Raw genomic sequence first — 16,521 nt, 5'->3', positions numbered from 1 at the left:
TTGGTCATGCGGAAGATCTTGGGCAGCGGCCATGCGGGGGTATAGCTTTCCAGCCGCGCCACAGCGCGCGGCGACAGGATCAGCACCCCATGCGCGCCTTCGCCGCCCAGCACTTTCTGCCAGCTGAAGGTCACCACATCCAGCTTGTCCCACGGCAGGTCCATCGCAAACGCAGCGCTTGTGGCGTCGCAAATCGTCAGCCCCTGCCGGTCGGCGGGGATCGCATCGCCATTCGGCACCCGCACACCCGAGGTGGTGCCGTTCCACGTAAACACCACGTCGGCGTTGAAATCGACTTCGGCAAAATCCACGATCTCGCCATACGCGGCTTTGCGCACCTTGGCGTCAAGTTTCAGTTGCTTGATGACATCGGTCACCCAGCCTTCGCCAAAACTTTCCCATGCCAGCATTTCGACCGGCCGCGCCCCAAGCAGCGACCAAAGCGCCATTTCCACAGCACCGGTATCCGATCCGGGCACGATGCCGATGCGGTATCCCTCGGGCACGCGCAGCACCTCGCGGGTCAGATCGATCGCTTCTTTCAGCTTGGCTTTGCCCACCGCTGCACGGTGCGAACGGCCCAGCGGCGCATCGGCCAGCATTTCCAGCGTGAAGCCGGGGATTTTAGCACAGGGGCCAGAGGAAAAGCGCGGGTTTGCCGGGCGCGCGCCCGGGGTCTGTAGCTCAGACATGGTATCCTTCCAGATAAATGCCCCCCGTTGGGGAGGGGTGTCCCGCCGCCGGGAATAGCTGCGCCGCAGCACTGGCACAAGCGGTCAAATTGCGCTAAGCGGCGCTTTGCCAGCAAAAAGCGACGCGCCGCGTTCACTATCGGAAACAGCCGCCATGTTTATCGCCAGCCTCATCGCCAACCCCACCGGGCGCCCGTTGGACCGCGTTGCAGTCGAAAGCCTGCGCGACGCATGGGGCGGGGGCGAGGCGGTCTGGCTAAACCCCGGCATCGCGGCAGAGATTGCGCTGCCCGAGGTTCCGGCAAATCGCTGGGATGTCTGGGCCGGGTTGCAAGAGCTTGGCATCGACCTTGTCGTGCAGCCCGCCGAGGGGCGGCAAAAGCGGATGCTGCTGGCCGATATGGACAGCACCATGATCGGGCAGGAATGTATTGACGAACTGGCCGATGTGGCAGGCGTTGGTGCGCAGGTGAAAGACATCACCGCCCGCGCCATGAATGGCGAGCTGGATTTCGAAGGCGCGTTGACCGAGCGGGTGGCGCTACTGCGCGGCCTGCCCGAAGCGGTCATCGCGCAGGTTCTGGCCGAGCGCATCACCTACACCCCCGGCGGGCGCACGCTGATCGCCACGATGCACGCCTTCGGTGGCCACGCGGTGCTGGTGTCGGGCGGCTTTACCGCCTTTAGCGCAACTGTCGCAGCACATCTGGGCTTTGACGAGCACCACGCCAACACCTTGCTTGTGCAAGATGGTCATCTGACGGGCGCGGTTGCCCACCCGATTCTGGGCCGCGCCGCCAAGGTGGCCGCATTGCAGGAAATCACCACCCGCCTCGGGCTGACCCCCGCCGATGTTCTGGCGGTGGGCGATGGGGCCAACGATCTGGGCATGTTGCACCTTGCCGGGGCTGGCGTGGCGCTGCACGCCAAGCCTTCGGTCGCCGCCCAATGCGAGATGCGCATCAACCACGGCGATCTGACTGCCCTTCTCTATCTGCAAGGCTACTCGATCAGCGATTTCGCCTGAGATTGCCAGCGCTTCGCGCCCAGCGTAGCTTGATCGCATTTGGGTAGCGCATGGGTTCTGGCGATGGACAGTTTTCTGATTTTGCTGGCACTGAGCGTTGTCGGCGTTCTGATATGGCTACCGATCTATGTTCTGGTGCTGGCAGCGCGCTTGCGCAGGCTGACCGAAAGGCTGGCGCGGATCGAGGCAGAGCCGCGCGCGGCCGATGCCGCCTTGCCGAAACGCGCCGAAACTGCGCCTAAAACCCTTGCGGCCGCCCCCACCCCTGCCGCACCCCAACTCCCCCCACCGGCCCGCGCCGCCAAACCGGCTGACCAGAACCGGCCGCTGGTGGTCAGTACCGAACGGCTCAGGGCCGCCACCGCGTGGCTGGTGCGCAATTGGGTCTATGCGGTTTCGGCCGCCTCGCTAGCGCTCGCCGCAATCTTTCTGCTGCAATACGGTGTCGAACATGGCCTGCTGCCACCTGCCGCACGGGTTGCCGCGGCGATGGCCTTGGGCCTTGCGCTGGTGGGCGCGGGCGAATGGTTGCGCCGCCGTCACGGTGACAGCACCCGGCAGGCCACGGCCTATCTACCCTCCACCTTTTCGGGTGCGGGCATCGTGGCGCTGTTCGCCTCAGTCGTTGCGGCGCGCCAGCTTTACGGGCTGATCGGCCCCGAGGTTGCCTTTGCCGGGCTGCTGGGCGTGGCAGCACTGGCGATGGTGCTGGGCTGGCTCTACGGGCCGTGGCTGGCGGCGGTGGGCCTTGTGGGCGCAGCTGCGGCACCTTTCCTTGTCGGCGGCAGCGCCGAGGCGACGTGGTGGCTTTTCCCCTATTTCGCCCTTGTCACCGCAACCGGCCTTGCGATTGATGCGGCCCGCCGCTGGGCATGGGTTTCGGTGCTGGCGCTGGCCCTTGGCTACGGCGGGGGTACGCTGGTTCTGGCAAGTGGCGGCGCGCCGGGCTGGTTCGCGGCCGAACTCGCTGCACTTGTGCTGCATGCAATCGCGCTTCCGCCGCTGGCGCTGATGCCTGCTCATGACGGCCCCTTGGCTTCCGTTCGGCTGGTGCGCGGTGTCGGCCAATGGCCCGCCTTTCCGGTGCGTCTGGTGGCGGGCAGCACGCTTGCGGCAAGCCTGACGCTGGCGCTTCTTGGCACCGATACTGCCTCTGAAAGCCTCGCGGTTTTTGCGATGCTGGCGGCGCTGGTGCTGGCCCTCGCACTTTGGGCCAAGGGTGCCCCGGCGCTGGCTGACCTGACGGCGCTGCCCGCGCTTGCCTTCATCGCGCGGCTTGCTTTTGAAGGCTCTGGCGGCAGGCTGCACAGCGATTTCATGGCGCAAATGACCCTGCTGCGCGAACCGGAAAGTTCCGCGCCCCTAACCGTCACGCTGCTCTTGGCGCTGGCGCTGGCGGGCAGCTTAGCCGCCGCGTGGCGCAGCCTGCGCGCGGCCGATGCGCCGATCGCGCCATTCTGGGCCGCGGGCGCTGTGCTCTTTGCCCCGCTTGCGGCGCTGACGCTTGAACTTTTCTGGGCACCTGCGCTGGTGATCGGGGCCTACCCTTGGGCGCTGCACGTTATCGCACTGGCGGCGCTGATGGTCTGGCTGGCGGTGCTGTATGCACGGGCCGATGCCGCAAATCTGCGCCGCGCCGCGCTCGCCACGCTTTCGGCGCTGTCGCTGATCGCATTTGCACTGTTCATCCTGTTGTCAGAGGCAGCACTGACCGTGGCGCTTTCGGTGCTGGTGGTGGTCGCCGCAGCGCTTGACCGGCGCATCCGGCTGCCGGAAATGGGTTGGTTCATTCAGGCAGCACTTCTGGTGCTCAGCTGGCGGCTCTTGCTTGATCCCGGCATCGACTGGGCGCTTGCCGCGCCACTTTGGGAGGTAGCACTAGCCTTCCTCGCGGCCTCTGCCGCCTCGGCCGGGGCTTGGGTGCTGCTGCAAGGCCTTGGCCGCGATCGGGTGACGCCGCTGCTGGAAAGCGCAGGCGTGGGCTTTGCCACGATCTTTGCGGATATTGTGATATTCCGCTGGCTTCGTGACAGTTTCGTGGGCGATGCCGCGGCCACACATTGGGGCATGGCGCTGCTGGCGCTGCCGTGGCTTGTGACCGCGCTGGTTGCACTCTGGCGGATGCAAACAGGCGGGCCATTGCGCCCCTTTCGCAAGGTTCTCGCGGCGCTTTCGGGGGCAATCGGTCTTGCGGGGCTTGCAGGGGCCGCGCTGGTGGCCAACCCGCTCGTCAACCCGGGGCTGGCTGGCGACAACGCCGTTGCGGGCCCAACTCCGCTTGACACGCTGACGCTTGCCTACCTTGTGCCCACAGCCCTTGCATTTGCCGCAGCACGCGCATTGCGCAACCGCCTGCCACGCGCGCACCTGCCGCTTCTGGCAGGCGCGGGGCTACTGGCCGCACTTTGGCTCGCGCTTGAAATCCGCCGCTTCTGGGTGGGCGATACGCTTTGGCAGGGCGGCGTGCCGCAGGGCGAGTTGATCAGCTACACCGTGGCGCTGGTGCTTGTGGCCGCAGCATTGCTCTATCAGGCCATTGCGCGCGGTTCGGCCCCCTTGCGGCGGCTGGCGATGGCGGTGGTGGTGCTGACCGTGGCCAAGGTGTTCTTGCTTGACGCGGCGGGCCTGACCGGGCTGACCCGCGTCGCCTCATTTCTGGGGCTTGGGCTTGCGCTTGCGGGTGCTGCATGGCTCAACCGCTGGGCCGCAGGCCAGCAGCGTGGCACAATCCCCTGACCGCGACGTTTTGACCATGCTTGGCCTTCAGATTCCGCGATATATGCGGACGCGTTCTATAATCAGAAACGGGCACTGCGGTGCCATTGGGAGAGCTTGGCATGAACAGGGTATTTGCACGCGTTGCGACACTGGCGCTGGCGATAGGTCTTGCAGGCGCAGCGCACGCCGCAGATCTGTTCAAGATCGCGCTGCCCGATGGCACAGACGGGCGCTATGCAGTGGCACTGCCGCCGGGTTTTGACCCTGCAAAGACCTATCCCACATTGCTGGCCATTCCGGGTGGCGAACAAGCCCTCGAAGGTGCCGTAAGCATGGTGCAATACCTCGAGGAAGAGGCCGGCAAACGCGGCATGATCCTGATCGGTCTTTCCACCGAATATAACGGCGTGCGCCCGATGTATGGGCCCTACGCCGACGATACGCTGATACCGATGTTCATGGACGAGATGTTGAAAAGCTACCCGGTCGAGGGCGGCAAGTTCTACATCACCGGCCATTCGGCGGGGGGCGAATCTGCCTTTCGCGTGGCGATCCGCCACCCCGAAATGTTCCGCACGATCACCTCGACCTCCAGCTACGTCGCCGATGAAGACCTGCCCAACGTGGCCGTGCTAAAAGAAATCCCCATTAACCTGTTCGTCGGCGGCGAGGACTTTGCCTACCATCAAGGTGCCAAGCAATCGCGCGATCTGCTGACCGCCGCTGGCGCAGATGTCTATTTCGAGGTTCGCGGCACCGACCAACACTCGATCTTTTCGCTGCGCACGCCCGAGGGGCAGGCGTTTTTCTTCGACAAGATCACCCGCGACATAGCGCAATAACCTCACCCCGCTGGCGGGCGCGCAAGGCGGCTGGCCAGCAGATCGCCCGTCTCTGACAGGATCGGGTAGGCGACCATCGTGAAGGCGGTGTTCACCTGCTTGAGCGCGCGCAGCGTTTCCTGATGGATGTTCGAGGTCTCGATGCTTTCCACCCGCCCCTGCCGCAACCGTTCCAGATGCGAACGTTGGAGGTCGTGTTCGACCGCGCGCACCCGTTCCTTTTCCTCAACCAGCGCGCGCGCCGCATCGGGGTTAAGCGTCATCAGCACATTCAGCGCCGATTGCGCGTTGGCCAGCACACGGTCGTGAAAATCGGTCAGCTCTTTCCAGCCGCTATCGGAAAACTGAAGGTTCTCGGTGCTCATCCGCGCCGCGAGCCCCAGCATCACACGCGAAATCGCATCGCCCGCCGCCTCGATATTGGCGGCAAGGTCCGCAAGCTCGACACTGCGCCGCGCCACCTCTACCCCCTCGCTTTCGCGGGTAAGGCGGGCAAGGTATAGCTTTACCTCGAAATGCATCCGGTCCACGGCGCGTTCTTTCACCCGGATCGCCTCGGCGGTTGGCTCATCCCAAGTGGCGTACAGCTTGACCACGGGGCGCAGCATCGCCTCGACCTCTTCACCCATGTGCAAGACCTCGCGCGCGGCACAGGCCAGTGCCCGGTCCGGGAACGAAAGCGCCGCAGGTTCCAGCGCCGACAGACGCGCCAGTTCTGCGGGCACCTCGGGGGTGCGCAGAATCCGCTCTGTAACGCGCAGCACCACGCCGCGAAACGGCAGCGACACCAGCGCGACCAGCAGGTTGAAGCCAAGGTGCAATGTCAGAATCTGGCGCACATCGCCGCCGATCAGCGGCAACCACGCCACCACCGCACCCAGCGCCATTAGCGCCGCAACCGCACCGCCTCCGCGCAGTAAAAGGTTGGCCAGCACCACCCGACGCGCCTCTACCTCGGCAGAAAGCGTCAGGAACCACGCAACAAAACTGCCACCAAGGTTTGCCCCCAGCACCACAGCCGCCGCCACGGGAACCGGCATCACCCCCTGCGCCACGAATGTCACCACCAGCAGCACCGCCGCCACGCTTGATTGCACCGCCCAAGCAAATACCGCGCCAATCACAAAGGCCGTAATCGCATCGCCGCCCAGATACCCCATCGCGCCCGCCACCGCGGCGCTTTCGCGCAAAGGCTCGGTCGCATCGCGGATCATGCCCAGCGAGATGAAAATCAGTGCAAGCCCGATCACGATCCGCCCGTTTTGGCGCAACGTCTTGGATTCACTTCGCAAGAACAGCGTGACACCCACCAGCAGCAGCAAGGGCAGCAGCCAATCGCGGTGCAAAAGCAACAACTGCACCACCAGCGCCGAACCGACATCGGCACCCAGCACGATCGCAAGCGCCACCGAGGCGCTCATGGTGCCCGCCGTGATGAAAGAGGTGGCCAGCATCGTCACGGCGGTAGAGCTTTGCAGCAACACCGCAACACCCGCCCCCGCCAACGCCGCCAGCGCCGGGCGCCCCGCGCCAAGCCGCAGCCAGCGCCGCAGCGGCACCGAGAAGGCGCGCTCAACGCCCGTGCGCACCAGCCGCACGGACCAGATCAGCAAAGCCGCCGCCCCCGCGATCTGTAGCAAGAACAAAACCACGCCCGGATTTTCCACGCCACCTCCCTTGCCGCATGACAGCTTTGCACACGGCACCCTAATCCTCTCATTTGCGGCCAACTGCCGCCGAAAGTCCATGCCCGCCGAAATCCGTAACATCCGCGGCTGCGGCCCCTTTACTTCGCCCCGCAGCCCCGTGATCAAGGCGCGTCTTGCCTGCTGGAGCGCCTGATGTTCGAAGTTTCCCTCGACCTCGCCCTGATGCTGATCGCCGCTGCATTCGCCGCAGGCTTTGTCGACTCGATCGCAGGGGGCGGAGGGCTGATTACCGTGCCGGCACTTCTTCTGGCGGGCGCTTCGCCCTTGCAGGCGCTATCGACCAACAAGGTACAGGGCGTGTTTGGCGCAGCCACCGCTGCACTCAGCTTCGCGGCGCGCGGCCATGTGAACCTGCGCCGTCAGATCGGCGCGGCGGCAATTGCCCTTGCCGCCGGTATCGCGGGCGCGCTTTTGGTCTCGATCATCCCGACCGAGCCCTTGCGCCTTGTGCTGCCCGTGGTTCTGATCGGCATCGCCGCGTTTTTCTGGCTTCGCAAAGGGTTGGACGATACCGACCGCGCCGAACGTATTCCCCCCGCCGCATTCACCGCCTTCGTGGTTCCGCTGATCGGGTTCTATGACGGCCTGATCGGCCCCGGTGCCGGGGCGTTTTACATGATCGGCTTTGTAACGCTTGCAGGCTACGGCGTGCTGCGCGCCACGGCGCATACGAAACTGCTGAACTTCGCCTCGAACCTTGGTGGTTTGCTGGCGTTTACGCTGATCGGCGCGCCGTGGTGGGGCGTGGGCCTTGCCATGGGACTGGCGCAGATCGCGGGGGCGCGGCTTGGCTCGCGGCTTGCGATGCGCATCGGTGCCCCGCTGATCAAGCCGCTTCTGGTCATAACCTCAACGCTTCTGGCGCTGCGGCTGATCTGGCAGATGCTCTAGCACTATGCTTCAGCCCAAATATCCCCCGCGGAGCGCCGCACCGATGCAGGCAGCCTCCGGCGGGGATATTTTATCTGAAGCAGTGCGAAAGGTCAGGCAAACCCCGCCGCAATGCGCATCTCGCCCGTAACCAGCCCGCGCCAGTTGGTCAGCGGCGCCCCAGCATATTTGCGCGCTATCGGGTGCGCGGCGGGCAATGCGCCATATCTGACCAAAAGCGCCGTGATCGCCGCCTCGGATGCGCGGGTCGCGCCATCGAGGATCTTGAGCGCGATGCCGCGCTTTTGTTCCGGCAGGATTGCCACGAAAACCGCCTCGGCCCCGGTTTTTACCGCAACCTTTCCTTCCATGGCGCGCATCAGCAGGGTGCAGGCGCGCCCTTCGCCGGCCACCATTTCCGGGTAGGCCATCATCGCGCGCGCCAGCCGTGCCGCAGCCGCCTCGCGGTGGCCCCCTTCGGGGTTGGCGGCGGCGAAAAACGCCATCGCCCGCGCAAGCCCCGCAACCGAAGTGGCAAAGTTCGGGGCCGAGCAGCCGTCGATGCCGAAGCCGGGGCTGACCTCGCCGGTTACATCTTCAAAGGCTTCAAGCACGGCGCGCTGCACCGGATGTGCGGGCTCTACATATTCGGGGCCCCCGCCGAGGTGTTTGTTCAGCGTCAGAAACCCCGAATGTTTGCCCGAACAGTTGTTGTGAATCTGGCAAGGTGCGGTGTCGGAACAGACCAGCGCCTTCTGCGCGGCCGCGTCGTAGGGCAGGTGCGAGCCGCAGCGCAGATCGGCCTCGCCAAGGCCAAGGCCCGCAAGCCATTCCGTAACCGCCTCGGTATGGATCGCCGCGCCTTGGTGGCTTGCGCAAGACAGCGCCAATTGCCGCTCGGTCAAACCCGCCGCAGCCGCAGCCCCGCTTTCGATCAGCGGCAGCGCCTGGATCATCTTGCACGACGAACGCGGAAAGATCACCGCCCCCGGATCGCCCCAAGATGCCTCGATTCCGCCCGGCCCCCAGACCACCGCATGCCCGGAATGTGTGCTTTCCAGCCGCCCGCCACGCCACAGTTCTACCATCGGCACCGCCGCCATGCCCGTCTCCTCGCAAGGTTTTGCGCGGTTTCCCGCCAACGAGGGTTTTACCCGCTGCGGAAAGTGCGCTATCTGTTCGATATCGAGTTGAAAAGCACTCCGCCATCCGAAAAAAGGGTTTAAGCCCGGTGGTGTGATGCTGAGGCAGTAAGGCTGGAGGCCGTTGAGAGATGACCAATTCCGCAATCCGTGGTGCATTGATTGCAATGCTGGCGTTGAGCATACCTTTCACGCCCGCGCTGGCGCAGGATAGCACCAACCGCGTCGCTGCCGCGACCGACTGGAGCGTGTTTGTCGAAGAAAACCCCACGAAATCGTGCTGGATCGTATCGCAGCCCAAAGAAACGCTGAACACCCGTGACGGCAAACCCGCGCAGGTGACGCGTGGCAAGATTTTGCTTTACGTCTCGTTCTTCTCTGGATCGAAGGGCGAGGTGTCATTCGCCGGTGGTTACCCTTTCGCGCCCAACTCGACGGTCGAGCTGGATGTAAACGGCACCAAGTTCGAACTGTTCACGCAAAACGAAACCGCTTGGGCAGGTTCGCCCGATGACGACGCCAAGATCGCAGCGGCGATGAAGGCGGGGTCTTCGGCAATTGTCACCGGGCGTTCGGCGCGCGGCACGGTCACCAAAGATACCTTCTCGCTCTTGGGCTTTACCGCCGCGCTGGAAGAGGCCGCGACGCGCTGCAAATAAGCCTGTATCTGCACTGTTCCGTTCTGGCGGCGAATCCCCTATATCGGGGCCTTCCCGGCTATTGGATACGCCATGACTGACGCTTTGCTGCCCGTAACCCCAGAGGTCCGCATTCTGCCGCGCAAGCGGCCAGAGGGCGCGCGCACCAACATCGTGGGGCTGACCCGCCCGCAATTGCGCGCAGCGCTGATAGCCGCTGGCACGCCCGAGCGGCAAGCGAACATGCGTGTCGGTCAGGTTTGGCAATGGGTCTATCACTGGGGCGTGCGCGATTTTGCCCTGATGTCGAACCTTGCCAAGGACTATCGCGCCCTGCTGGCCGAGAGTTTCGAGATTGTTTTGCCCGAGGTCGTCACCCGGCAGGTTTCCGACGACGGCACGCGCAAATATCTGGTGCGTATCGCGGGTGGGCATGAGGTTGAGGTTGTCTATATCCCCGAGGACAATCGCGGCACTTTGTGCATTTCCAGCCAAGTTGGCTGCACGCTTACCTGCACCTTCTGCCACACGGGCACCCAGACGCTGGTGCGCAACCTGACCGCGGGCGAGATCGTCGGGCAGGTGATGCTGGCGCGCGACGATCTGGGCGAATGGCCCAAGCAGGGCGCGCCCAAAGACGAAACCCGGCTAATCTCGAACGTCGTGCTGATGGGCATGGGCGAGCCGCTCTACAACTTCGAGAACGTGCGCGATGCGATGAAAGTCGTGATGGACAACGAAGGCATCGCACTTGGCCGCCGCCGCATCACGCTATCCACCTCGGGCGTCGTGCCAGAAATTGCCCGCACCGCCACCGAGATCGGCTGCCTGCTGGCGGTATCGTTCCACGCCACAACCGACGAAGTGCGCGACCGTCTGGTGCCGATCAACCGCAAATGGAACATCGCCACCTTGCTTGACGCTTTGCGCGCCTACCCGGGGCTTAGCAATTCTGAACGGATCACGTTTGAATATGTGATGCTCGACGGCGTCAACGACAGCAAGGAAGACGCGCATCGGCTGGTGGCGCTGTTGCAGGGCATCCCGGCCAAGGTGAACCTCATTCCGTTCAACGAATGGCCCGGCGCGCCCTACAAACGCTCGTCCGGCAACCGCATCCACGCCTTTGCAGACATCATCCACAACGCAGGCTACGCAAGCCCGATCCGCACCCCGCGCGGCGAAGACATCATGGCGGCTTGCGGCCAGTTGAAATCGGCTACCGAGCGCGCCCGCAAAAGCCGCGCCGAAATTGCCGCCGAGGCGGGCCAACCGCCGCCGCCCCGCGTTGCGCGCCGCCCCGACGCGCCCGATTTGCATTAACGCAGGCAGGCTCAATCGTCTTCGGGTTCCGAAGCAACCGGCTCATCCGCAGCCGGTTCGAAACGCGCGGCCCAGCGCTCCGACAGGTGAAACAGCAGCGGGTTGAGCAAGATCGAGATCATCGCGCCCGCCACCACAAGGTCGCGCGCCTCGATCGGCACGATATCTAGCTGCTGCCCCATCACGATCAGAATGAACGAAAACTCGCCGATCTGCGCAAGGCTGGCGGCAATTGTCAGCGCCACGCGCCGCTCGTAGCCAAATGCGCGAACGATGCCGAACGCCGCGGCGGATTTGACCAGCAAGATCACCACCACCGTCGCCAGCAAGGCAAGCGGCGCATCGGCCACGACTTGGGGATCAAACAGCATCCCCACCGAGACAAAGAACAGCACCGCAAAGGCATCGCGCAAAGGCAGCGTTTCGCGCATCGCTTGGCTTGCCAGTGTCGACTCGGCCATCACCATGCCCGCAAAAAACGCGCCAAGCGCGAAGGACACCCCAAACATATAGGCAGACCCGAACGCCACGCCCAGCGCGGTTGCAAGCACCGCCAACCGAAACAGCTCGCGGTTTCCGGTCATCGCTACATAGTGCAAGATCGCCGGTATCAGCTTGCGCCCGACAACCATCATCAGCGCAACGAAGGCCGCCAGCTTCAGCGCCGTTATCAGCAACATCCCGGCAATCGGGCCCAAGCCCAAGCGCGCGGCCTGCACGGCCTCGTCTGAAATAGGCGCGGCAGTGCCGCCCAGAACACCGGCCAGCGGCGGGATCAGCACCAGCGACACCACCATCACCAGATCTTCAACGATCAGCCAGCCCACGGCGATGCTGCCGCGCCTAGTTTTCAGAATCCGGCGGTTCTGCAAGGCGCTCAGCAACACCACCGTAGATGCCACCGAAAGCGAAAGGCCAAATATCAGCCCCGCGCCTATGCCCCAACCGCTCAACCAGCCGACCATCACACCGGCCAGCGTCGCCACCGCGATCTGCCCCAACGCGCCGGGGATGGCGATAGCGCGCACCGCCATCAATTCCTTGACGGAAAACTGCAACCCCACCCCGAACATCAGCAAGACGACGCCAAGCTCGGCAAGCTCTGCTGCAAGCTCCTGATCGGCAACATATCCCGGCGTAAAAGGCCCGATCACGACCCCGGCCAACAGATAGCCCGCCAGCATCGGCAAGCGAAACCGCTGCGCCACCAAGCCAAACAGAAACGCAAGACCAAGGCCCGCTACAATCGTGGCGATAAGGGGCGCGTCATGCGTCAACTGGCGGTCCTCTGCAATCATGGCAAGCACCGCAGCAGACGCGCTGCATCCGTGTGCCTCCGAGGTAAAGTGCTGTGGCGAGTGATTCCAAGCTATTCTGTAGGTGCCAATTTTCAATGCCTTGGCTGCATGACGCAAAGAACCGTGCTGTTTTTGGCAACACCCCCGCGAAATCTGTGCCGAGCACTGCCACGCCAAGCCCCTATTGACCCGCCCGCACACCCTGCTACGCCTTCGCCATGACCTTGCCGCTTTTGCCCAACGCCACGGCCCGCCGCCTGTTCCTTGCCGGTGCGGGCCTTGCCACGCCACCCACGGGCGCGGCCAGCGGTGCAGCACTGGCGGGCCTTGTCGAAAGCCTAGGCTTCGTGCAGGTCGATAGCATCCAGACGGTCGCGCGCGCGCATCACATGATCCTGTTCGCGCGCCGCCAAAGCTATCGCTCCGAGGCGCTGGCCCCGCTGATCGAGCGCAAGCGGCTGCTTTGGGAACATTGGACCCATGACGCCGCGATCTTGCCGATCGCGCTTTACCCCCATTGGCGGCACCGGTTCGCGCGCGATGCAGACCGGCTGCACAGCAACTGGCGCAAGTGGTTCCGCGAAGGGTACGAGGCGCAGTTCGACACGATCCTGCGCCGGATCGAGGCCGATGGGCCCGTGAAATCTTCCGAAGTAGGCGAGGGCGAGGCGCGCGGCAAAGGCGGCTGGTGGGATTGGCACCCCTCCAAGACCGCGCTCGAATGGCTCTGGCGCACTGGCGCGCTGGCGATCACCCGGCGCGAGGGCTTTCAAAAGGTCTATGATTTATCTGAACGGGTGATCCCGGCACCGCTGCGCGCAGCCGCACCCTCGGCAGAGCAGACCGTCAACTGGGCCTGCGGCAGTGCGCTTGATCGGCTTGGCTTTGCCACGCCCGGCGAAATCGCAGCCTTCTGGCGCGCGGTCCGCCCCGATGAGGCGCGGGCGTGGTGCGACGCGGGCCTTGCGTCGGGCGATCTGATCGAGGTTGCGGTGCAAGGCGCTGATGGTATGCCCCGCCGCGCGCTCGCACGCGCCGATCTGCTGGCAAATGCGGCCAAACTGCCCGATCCCCCGCCCCGTCTGCGCATCCTCTCACCCTTCGACCCCGCCCTGCGCGACCGCGCGCGCACCGAGCGGCTTTTCGGCTTTCACTACCGTATCGAGGTTTTCGTGCCCGAAGCGCAGCGCCGCTTTGGCTATTACGTCTTTCCGGTGCTGGAAGGCGTGCAGCTTGTCGGCCGCATCGACATGCGGGCAGAGCGCGCGGGCGGTGTGCTGGCCATCCGCGCCTACTGGCCAGAGGCGGGGGCCCCGCTTACCAAGGCCCGAGCCGCGCGCCTTGACGCCGAATTGGCGCGCATGGCGGCTTTCACGGGTTGCAGCCGCATCGACTTTGCCCCCGACTGGCAGCGCGAGCCGGTTCAGCGGCCGTAAACGCCCAACGAAACCGGCTGGCCGTTGCCAAGGTTCAGGCCCTGCACGCTGCCCAAATGGCGCGCAAAAACACCCGCCGCCGCTAGTGCAGCCTCGGCTTCGGCCAAAGGCAAAACCGCGCGTATGCAGGCGTCAGGTTGTGCAAGGGCAGCGGCGGCCTCTGCGGCATCCGTATGGCGCACTGGGCCGGGGCTGAGAAACACCAGCGAAGGTTCTGCAAACCCTGCAACGTGAAGTGTGGGCGCAGGGCATTCTTCCCCCACCGCCAGCGAAACAATCGCAGGTGCGGGCCAAAGCGCGCCGACCTGCGCCAGCAGCCCCAGACTTCCCGCACCCAGCGCCGCACCCATCAGCCAGAACCCGATCAGCGCCGCACCCGACAGGCGCGCCCGCAGCGCCACCACCGCCAACCAGCCGCCAAGGCCGATCACCGCCAAGCCCGCCGTCATCGGCACCAAAGGCACCGCACCAAACTGCGCCTGCGCCACGCCACCTAGCACCAACAGCAGCCCCGGCGCGATTGCCCCGATTATTGCGGCCAGCGCCCATTGCCACCACCGCAGCCCCGCCGCCACGACAGCGGGCCAGACCAGCGCCAGCGCCAGTGCCAACGCCGGATACAGCGGCAGCACATAATGCGGCAGCTTGGTTGGGCTAAGTTCCAGCACCAGCCAGAACGGCAGCAGCCACGCCAGCGCAAAGGTCAGCCAAGCCGACCGCCGCGCCCGCCACAACGCGGGCAGCGACAACGCCAGAAGGATCGAGCCGGGAAAGAACGTCAGCCACATCGCCGCCAGATAGGTGCCGGGCGGCGCGCCGTGGCTTTCTTGCGCGGCAGCGACCTTACCCAAAAGGTCACGGCCCAGCGCCTCGGCCCAAAACTCTGTGCCAGCCTTGACGCTGATCGCCAGATACCACGGCACCACCAACGCGGCCAACGCCAACCCGCCCCAAAGCGGGCGCAGCGCCCCCAGCCATGCCACGCGGCGATGCCAAAGCGCCAACAGCGCAACGGTGCCGCCACTGACCAACAACCCGATCGGCCCTTTGATCAAAACCGAGGCCGCCAACGCGCCCCAAAACAGCGCCAGCGCGCCAAACCCGCGCGGCGCTAGCCGCTGTGGGTCAAACTCTGCGGTCAGCGCATCGCGGTAAAGCCGCGCCAGAACGGCTTGCGCCAGCACGATGGTTGCCAGCAACGCCGCATCGGTCGTGGCCAGCCGCGCCTCAAAGCCAAGAATCAGCGCGCCCGCCAGAATCGTTCCTGCCGCCAGCCCGGCACGCGCGCCGCCAAACACCGCAGCCGCGCGCGCAGCAGCCAGCACCGCGATCACCGCAGCCAGCAGCGAGGGCAACCGATAGCGCCAGATCGCGGCACCCTCGGCCTTGCCGGTCAGCGCCACGGCGGCGGATTGCAACCAGTAGATACCCACGGGCTTTTTGTATCGCGGCCCATCCTGAAAGCGGATGTCGATAAAATCGCCGCTGGCCAGCATTTGTCGGCTTGCCTGTGCAAAACGCGCCTCGTCTCGATCGACAGGCGGCATCGTGCTGAACCCCGGCAGCACGGTCGCCAGCACCAGCAGCGCCAACAGAACGCCTATGCCGCGCCCCGTCTGCGCGGCCCAAAACGCCTCGATCCGCGCGGCCAGCATGCGCACGGATCAGACGCCGTTCTTCCAGTTGGCGATAACCTCCACCGCCTCTTCGGCGGTCTCGACAAACGAAATCAGCCCGAGGTCATCGGCAGAAATCGTGCCCGCTTCTACCAGCGCCTCCCAGTTGATGACCTTTTCCCAGAACACCCGCCCGAACAGGATGAAGGGGATGCTTTTCATCCGCCCGGTCTGAATCAGCGTCAGCGCCTCGAACATTTCATCCATCGTGCCGAAGCCGCCCGGAAAGACGCAAACCGCGCGCGCCCGCATCAGAAAATGCATCTTGCGGATGGCAAAGTAGTGGAAATTGAAGCTGAGGTCGGGCGTCACATAGATATTGGGCGCTTGCTCGTGCGGCAGCACGATGTTCAGCCCGATGCTCTGCCCGCCCGCCTCATGCGCGCCGCGATTGCCCGCCTCCATCACCCCCGGACCACCGCCGGTGCAGATGACGTTTTCGCGCCCGTAGCTTGCCATGCTCTGCTCGGTCATCATGAAGGCAAAGCGGCGTGCTTCTTCGTAATAATGGCTCAACTCGCCCAAGGCAGGCACTTTGGCGGTATGCTTAAGCTCTGGCGCGGGTATCCGCGCACCGCCAAACATCACCACCGTGGTGTTCACCCCGCGCTCGTCCAATATCAACTGCGGCTTCAATAGCTCTAGCTGCAAGCGCACCGGGCGCAGTTCTTCCCGCATCAGGAAATCGGTGTCGGTAAAGGCCAGCCGATAGGCGGGCGCCCGCGTTTGCGGCGTTTCAGGAATACGATGCGAGGCGGCGACATCCTGCACGGAATCGCGGAACGGGTGGCTGCGGGGTTCGTCTTTCATCGACTTCTCCTTTGCGTGCATTGCGCGCATGATCTGCCCCGATTATAGGTTGAGATCGATCAATGCCATATGAAAGACACAGCCACCATGCCGATGAGCGCCCTTGAGACCTCCGTCAATGCCGCCTGGGAGGCGCGCGACACCATCGGCACCACCACCAAGGGCGAAGCCCGCGAAGCGGTCGAAGCCACGCTGGAAGAACTGGATAAAGGCCGCCTGCGCGTGGCCGTCCGGCAGGCCGATGGCCATTGGCACGTCAACCAATGGGCGAAAAAGGCGGTGCTGCTGGGCTTTCGGCTGAACGATATGGCGGTGCAGACCGGCGGCCCGCAGGGTGGCG

At 64.7% G+C, this 16,521-nt stretch carries 13 protein-coding genes and 1 pseudogene; 8 read left to right on the top strand and 6 right to left on the bottom strand.

The window, feature by feature from the left end; genetic code table 11:
• On the bottom strand, positions 1-692 hold a 692-nt coding region (locus ABY403_RS04410; RefSeq protein ID WP_372839326.1), incomplete at its 3' end, for a phosphoserine transaminase.
• Between the two features lie 154 nt (positions 693-846).
• Between ABY403_RS04410 and serB the strand changes: the two genes are divergently transcribed.
• The 3 genes from serB to ABY403_RS04395 all read left to right on the top strand — a co-directional run bounded on the left by serB (position 847) and on the right by ABY403_RS04395 (position 5,279).
• Positions 847-1,719, top strand: a complete 873-nt coding sequence (serB, locus tag ABY403_RS04405; protein WP_372839323.1) for a phosphoserine phosphatase SerB — start codon at positions 847-849, stop codon at positions 1,717-1,719.
• Positions 1,720-1,782: 63 nt separating this feature from the next.
• On the top strand, positions 1,783-4,455 hold the full coding sequence (locus tag ABY403_RS04400; RefSeq protein WP_372839321.1) for a DUF2339 domain-containing protein: 2,673 nt from the start codon (positions 1,783-1,785) through the stop codon (positions 4,453-4,455).
• Positions 4,456-4,556: 101 nt separating this feature from the next.
• Positions 4,557-5,279, top strand: coding sequence for an alpha/beta hydrolase-fold protein (locus ABY403_RS04395; RefSeq protein ID WP_372839318.1), 723 nt, complete (start codon positions 4,557-4,559; stop codon positions 5,277-5,279).
• A 2-nt stretch (positions 5,280-5,281) separates the two neighbouring features.
• Here ABY403_RS04395 and ABY403_RS04390 read toward each other — a convergent pair whose 3' ends face one another.
• Positions 5,282-6,946, bottom strand: coding sequence for a Na/Pi cotransporter family protein (locus ABY403_RS04390; protein ID WP_372839316.1), 1,665 nt, complete (start codon positions 6,944-6,946; stop codon positions 5,282-5,284).
• A gap of 174 nt (positions 6,947-7,120) precedes the next feature.
• On the opposite strand from ABY403_RS04390, the gene ABY403_RS04385 reads away from it, so the two are divergent.
• On the top strand, positions 7,121-7,879 hold the full coding sequence (locus ABY403_RS04385; RefSeq protein ID WP_372839313.1) for a TSUP family transporter: 759 nt from the start codon (positions 7,121-7,123) through the stop codon (positions 7,877-7,879).
• Positions 7,880-7,971: 92 nt separating this feature from the next.
• On the opposite strand, the gene ABY403_RS04380 is transcribed toward ABY403_RS04385, so the two are convergent.
• Positions 7,972-8,961, bottom strand: coding sequence for an asparaginase (locus ABY403_RS04380; protein ID WP_372839310.1), 990 nt, complete (start codon positions 8,959-8,961; stop codon positions 7,972-7,974).
• Between the two features lie 170 nt (positions 8,962-9,131).
• Between ABY403_RS04380 and ABY403_RS04375 the strand changes: the two genes are divergently transcribed.
• Entirely contained in the window at positions 9,132-9,659 is a 528-nt protein-coding gene (locus ABY403_RS04375) for an invasion associated locus B family protein (protein WP_372839308.1), read from the top strand.
• Between the two features lie 72 nt (positions 9,660-9,731).
• Positions 9,732-10,961, top strand: a complete 1,230-nt coding sequence (gene rlmN / locus ABY403_RS04370; RefSeq protein ID WP_372839306.1) for a 23S rRNA (adenine(2503)-C(2))-methyltransferase RlmN — start codon at positions 9,732-9,734, stop codon at positions 10,959-10,961.
• A gap of 11 nt (positions 10,962-10,972) precedes the next feature.
• Here the strand turns inward: rlmN and ABY403_RS04365 are convergent, their stop codons facing one another.
• Positions 10,973-12,259 (bottom strand): cation:proton antiporter, encoded by a 1,287-nt coding sequence (locus tag ABY403_RS04365; protein WP_372839303.1) that lies wholly within the window; start codon positions 12,257-12,259, stop codon positions 10,973-10,975.
• Between the two features lie 218 nt (positions 12,260-12,477).
• On the opposite strand from ABY403_RS04365, the gene ABY403_RS04360 reads away from it, so the two are divergent.
• Positions 12,478-13,695 carry a winged helix-turn-helix domain-containing protein gene (locus ABY403_RS04360; protein ID WP_372839298.1) on the top strand — a complete coding sequence of 406 codons (1,218 nt, stop codon included), beginning with the start codon at positions 12,478-12,480 and terminating at the stop codon, positions 13,693-13,695.
• Here the strand turns inward: ABY403_RS04360 and ABY403_RS04355 are convergent.
• Complete coding sequence (locus ABY403_RS04355) at positions 13,683-15,356, bottom strand: ArnT family glycosyltransferase (RefSeq protein ID WP_372839296.1); 1,674 nt, start codon at positions 15,354-15,356, stop codon at positions 13,683-13,685. The two genes, ABY403_RS04360 and ABY403_RS04355, sit on opposite strands and share 13 nt — an antisense overlap.
• A 3-nt stretch (positions 15,357-15,359) precedes the next feature.
• Positions 15,360-16,181 (bottom strand): LOG family protein, encoded by an 822-nt coding sequence (locus ABY403_RS04350; RefSeq protein WP_372839293.1) that lies wholly within the window; start codon positions 16,179-16,181, stop codon positions 15,360-15,362.
• Positions 16,182-16,268: 87 nt separating this feature from the next.
• Here ABY403_RS04350 and ABY403_RS04345 point away from each other — a divergent pair.
• A pseudogene (locus tag ABY403_RS04345) lies at positions 16,269-16,521 on the top strand (2,3,4,5-tetrahydropyridine-2,6-dicarboxylate N-succinyltransferase); the annotation flags it as partial.

Origin of the sequence: Phaeovulum sp. (assembly GCF_041596715.1) — a bacterium.
Lineage (GTDB): Bacteria > Pseudomonadota > Alphaproteobacteria > Rhodobacterales > Rhodobacteraceae > UBA6213.
This window is presented reverse-complemented; position numbering and strand designations above follow the sequence as displayed.

Excerpts from the sequence above, each read along its gene's own strand:
- serB (WP_372839323.1), top strand. The coding sequence starts at position 847 with ATGTTTATCGCCAGCCTCATCGCCAACCCCACCGGGCGCCCGTTGGAC.
- ABY403_RS04400 (WP_372839321.1), top strand. The coding sequence starts at position 1,783 with ATGGACAGTTTTCTGATTTTGCTGGCACTGAGCGTTGTCGGCGTTCTG.
- ABY403_RS04395 (WP_372839318.1), top strand. The coding sequence starts at position 4,557 with ATGAACAGGGTATTTGCACGCGTTGCGACACTGGCGCTGGCGATAGGT.
- ABY403_RS04385 (WP_372839313.1), top strand. The coding sequence starts at position 7,121 with ATGTTCGAAGTTTCCCTCGACCTCGCCCTGATGCTGATCGCCGCTGCA.
- ABY403_RS04380 (WP_372839310.1), bottom strand. The coding sequence starts at position 8,961 with ATGGCGGCGGTGCCGATGGTAGAACTGTGGCGTGGCGGGCGGCTGGAA.
- ABY403_RS04375 (WP_372839308.1), top strand. The coding sequence starts at position 9,132 with ATGACCAATTCCGCAATCCGTGGTGCATTGATTGCAATGCTGGCGTTG.
- rlmN (WP_372839306.1), top strand. The coding sequence starts at position 9,732 with ATGACTGACGCTTTGCTGCCCGTAACCCCAGAGGTCCGCATTCTGCCG.
- ABY403_RS04365 (WP_372839303.1), bottom strand. The coding sequence starts at position 12,259 with ATGATTGCAGAGGACCGCCAGTTGACGCATGACGCGCCCCTTATCGCC.
- ABY403_RS04360 (WP_372839298.1), top strand. The coding sequence starts at position 12,478 with ATGACCTTGCCGCTTTTGCCCAACGCCACGGCCCGCCGCCTGTTCCTT.
- ABY403_RS04350 (WP_372839293.1), bottom strand. The coding sequence starts at position 16,181 with ATGAAAGACGAACCCCGCAGCCACCCGTTCCGCGATTCCGTGCAGGAT.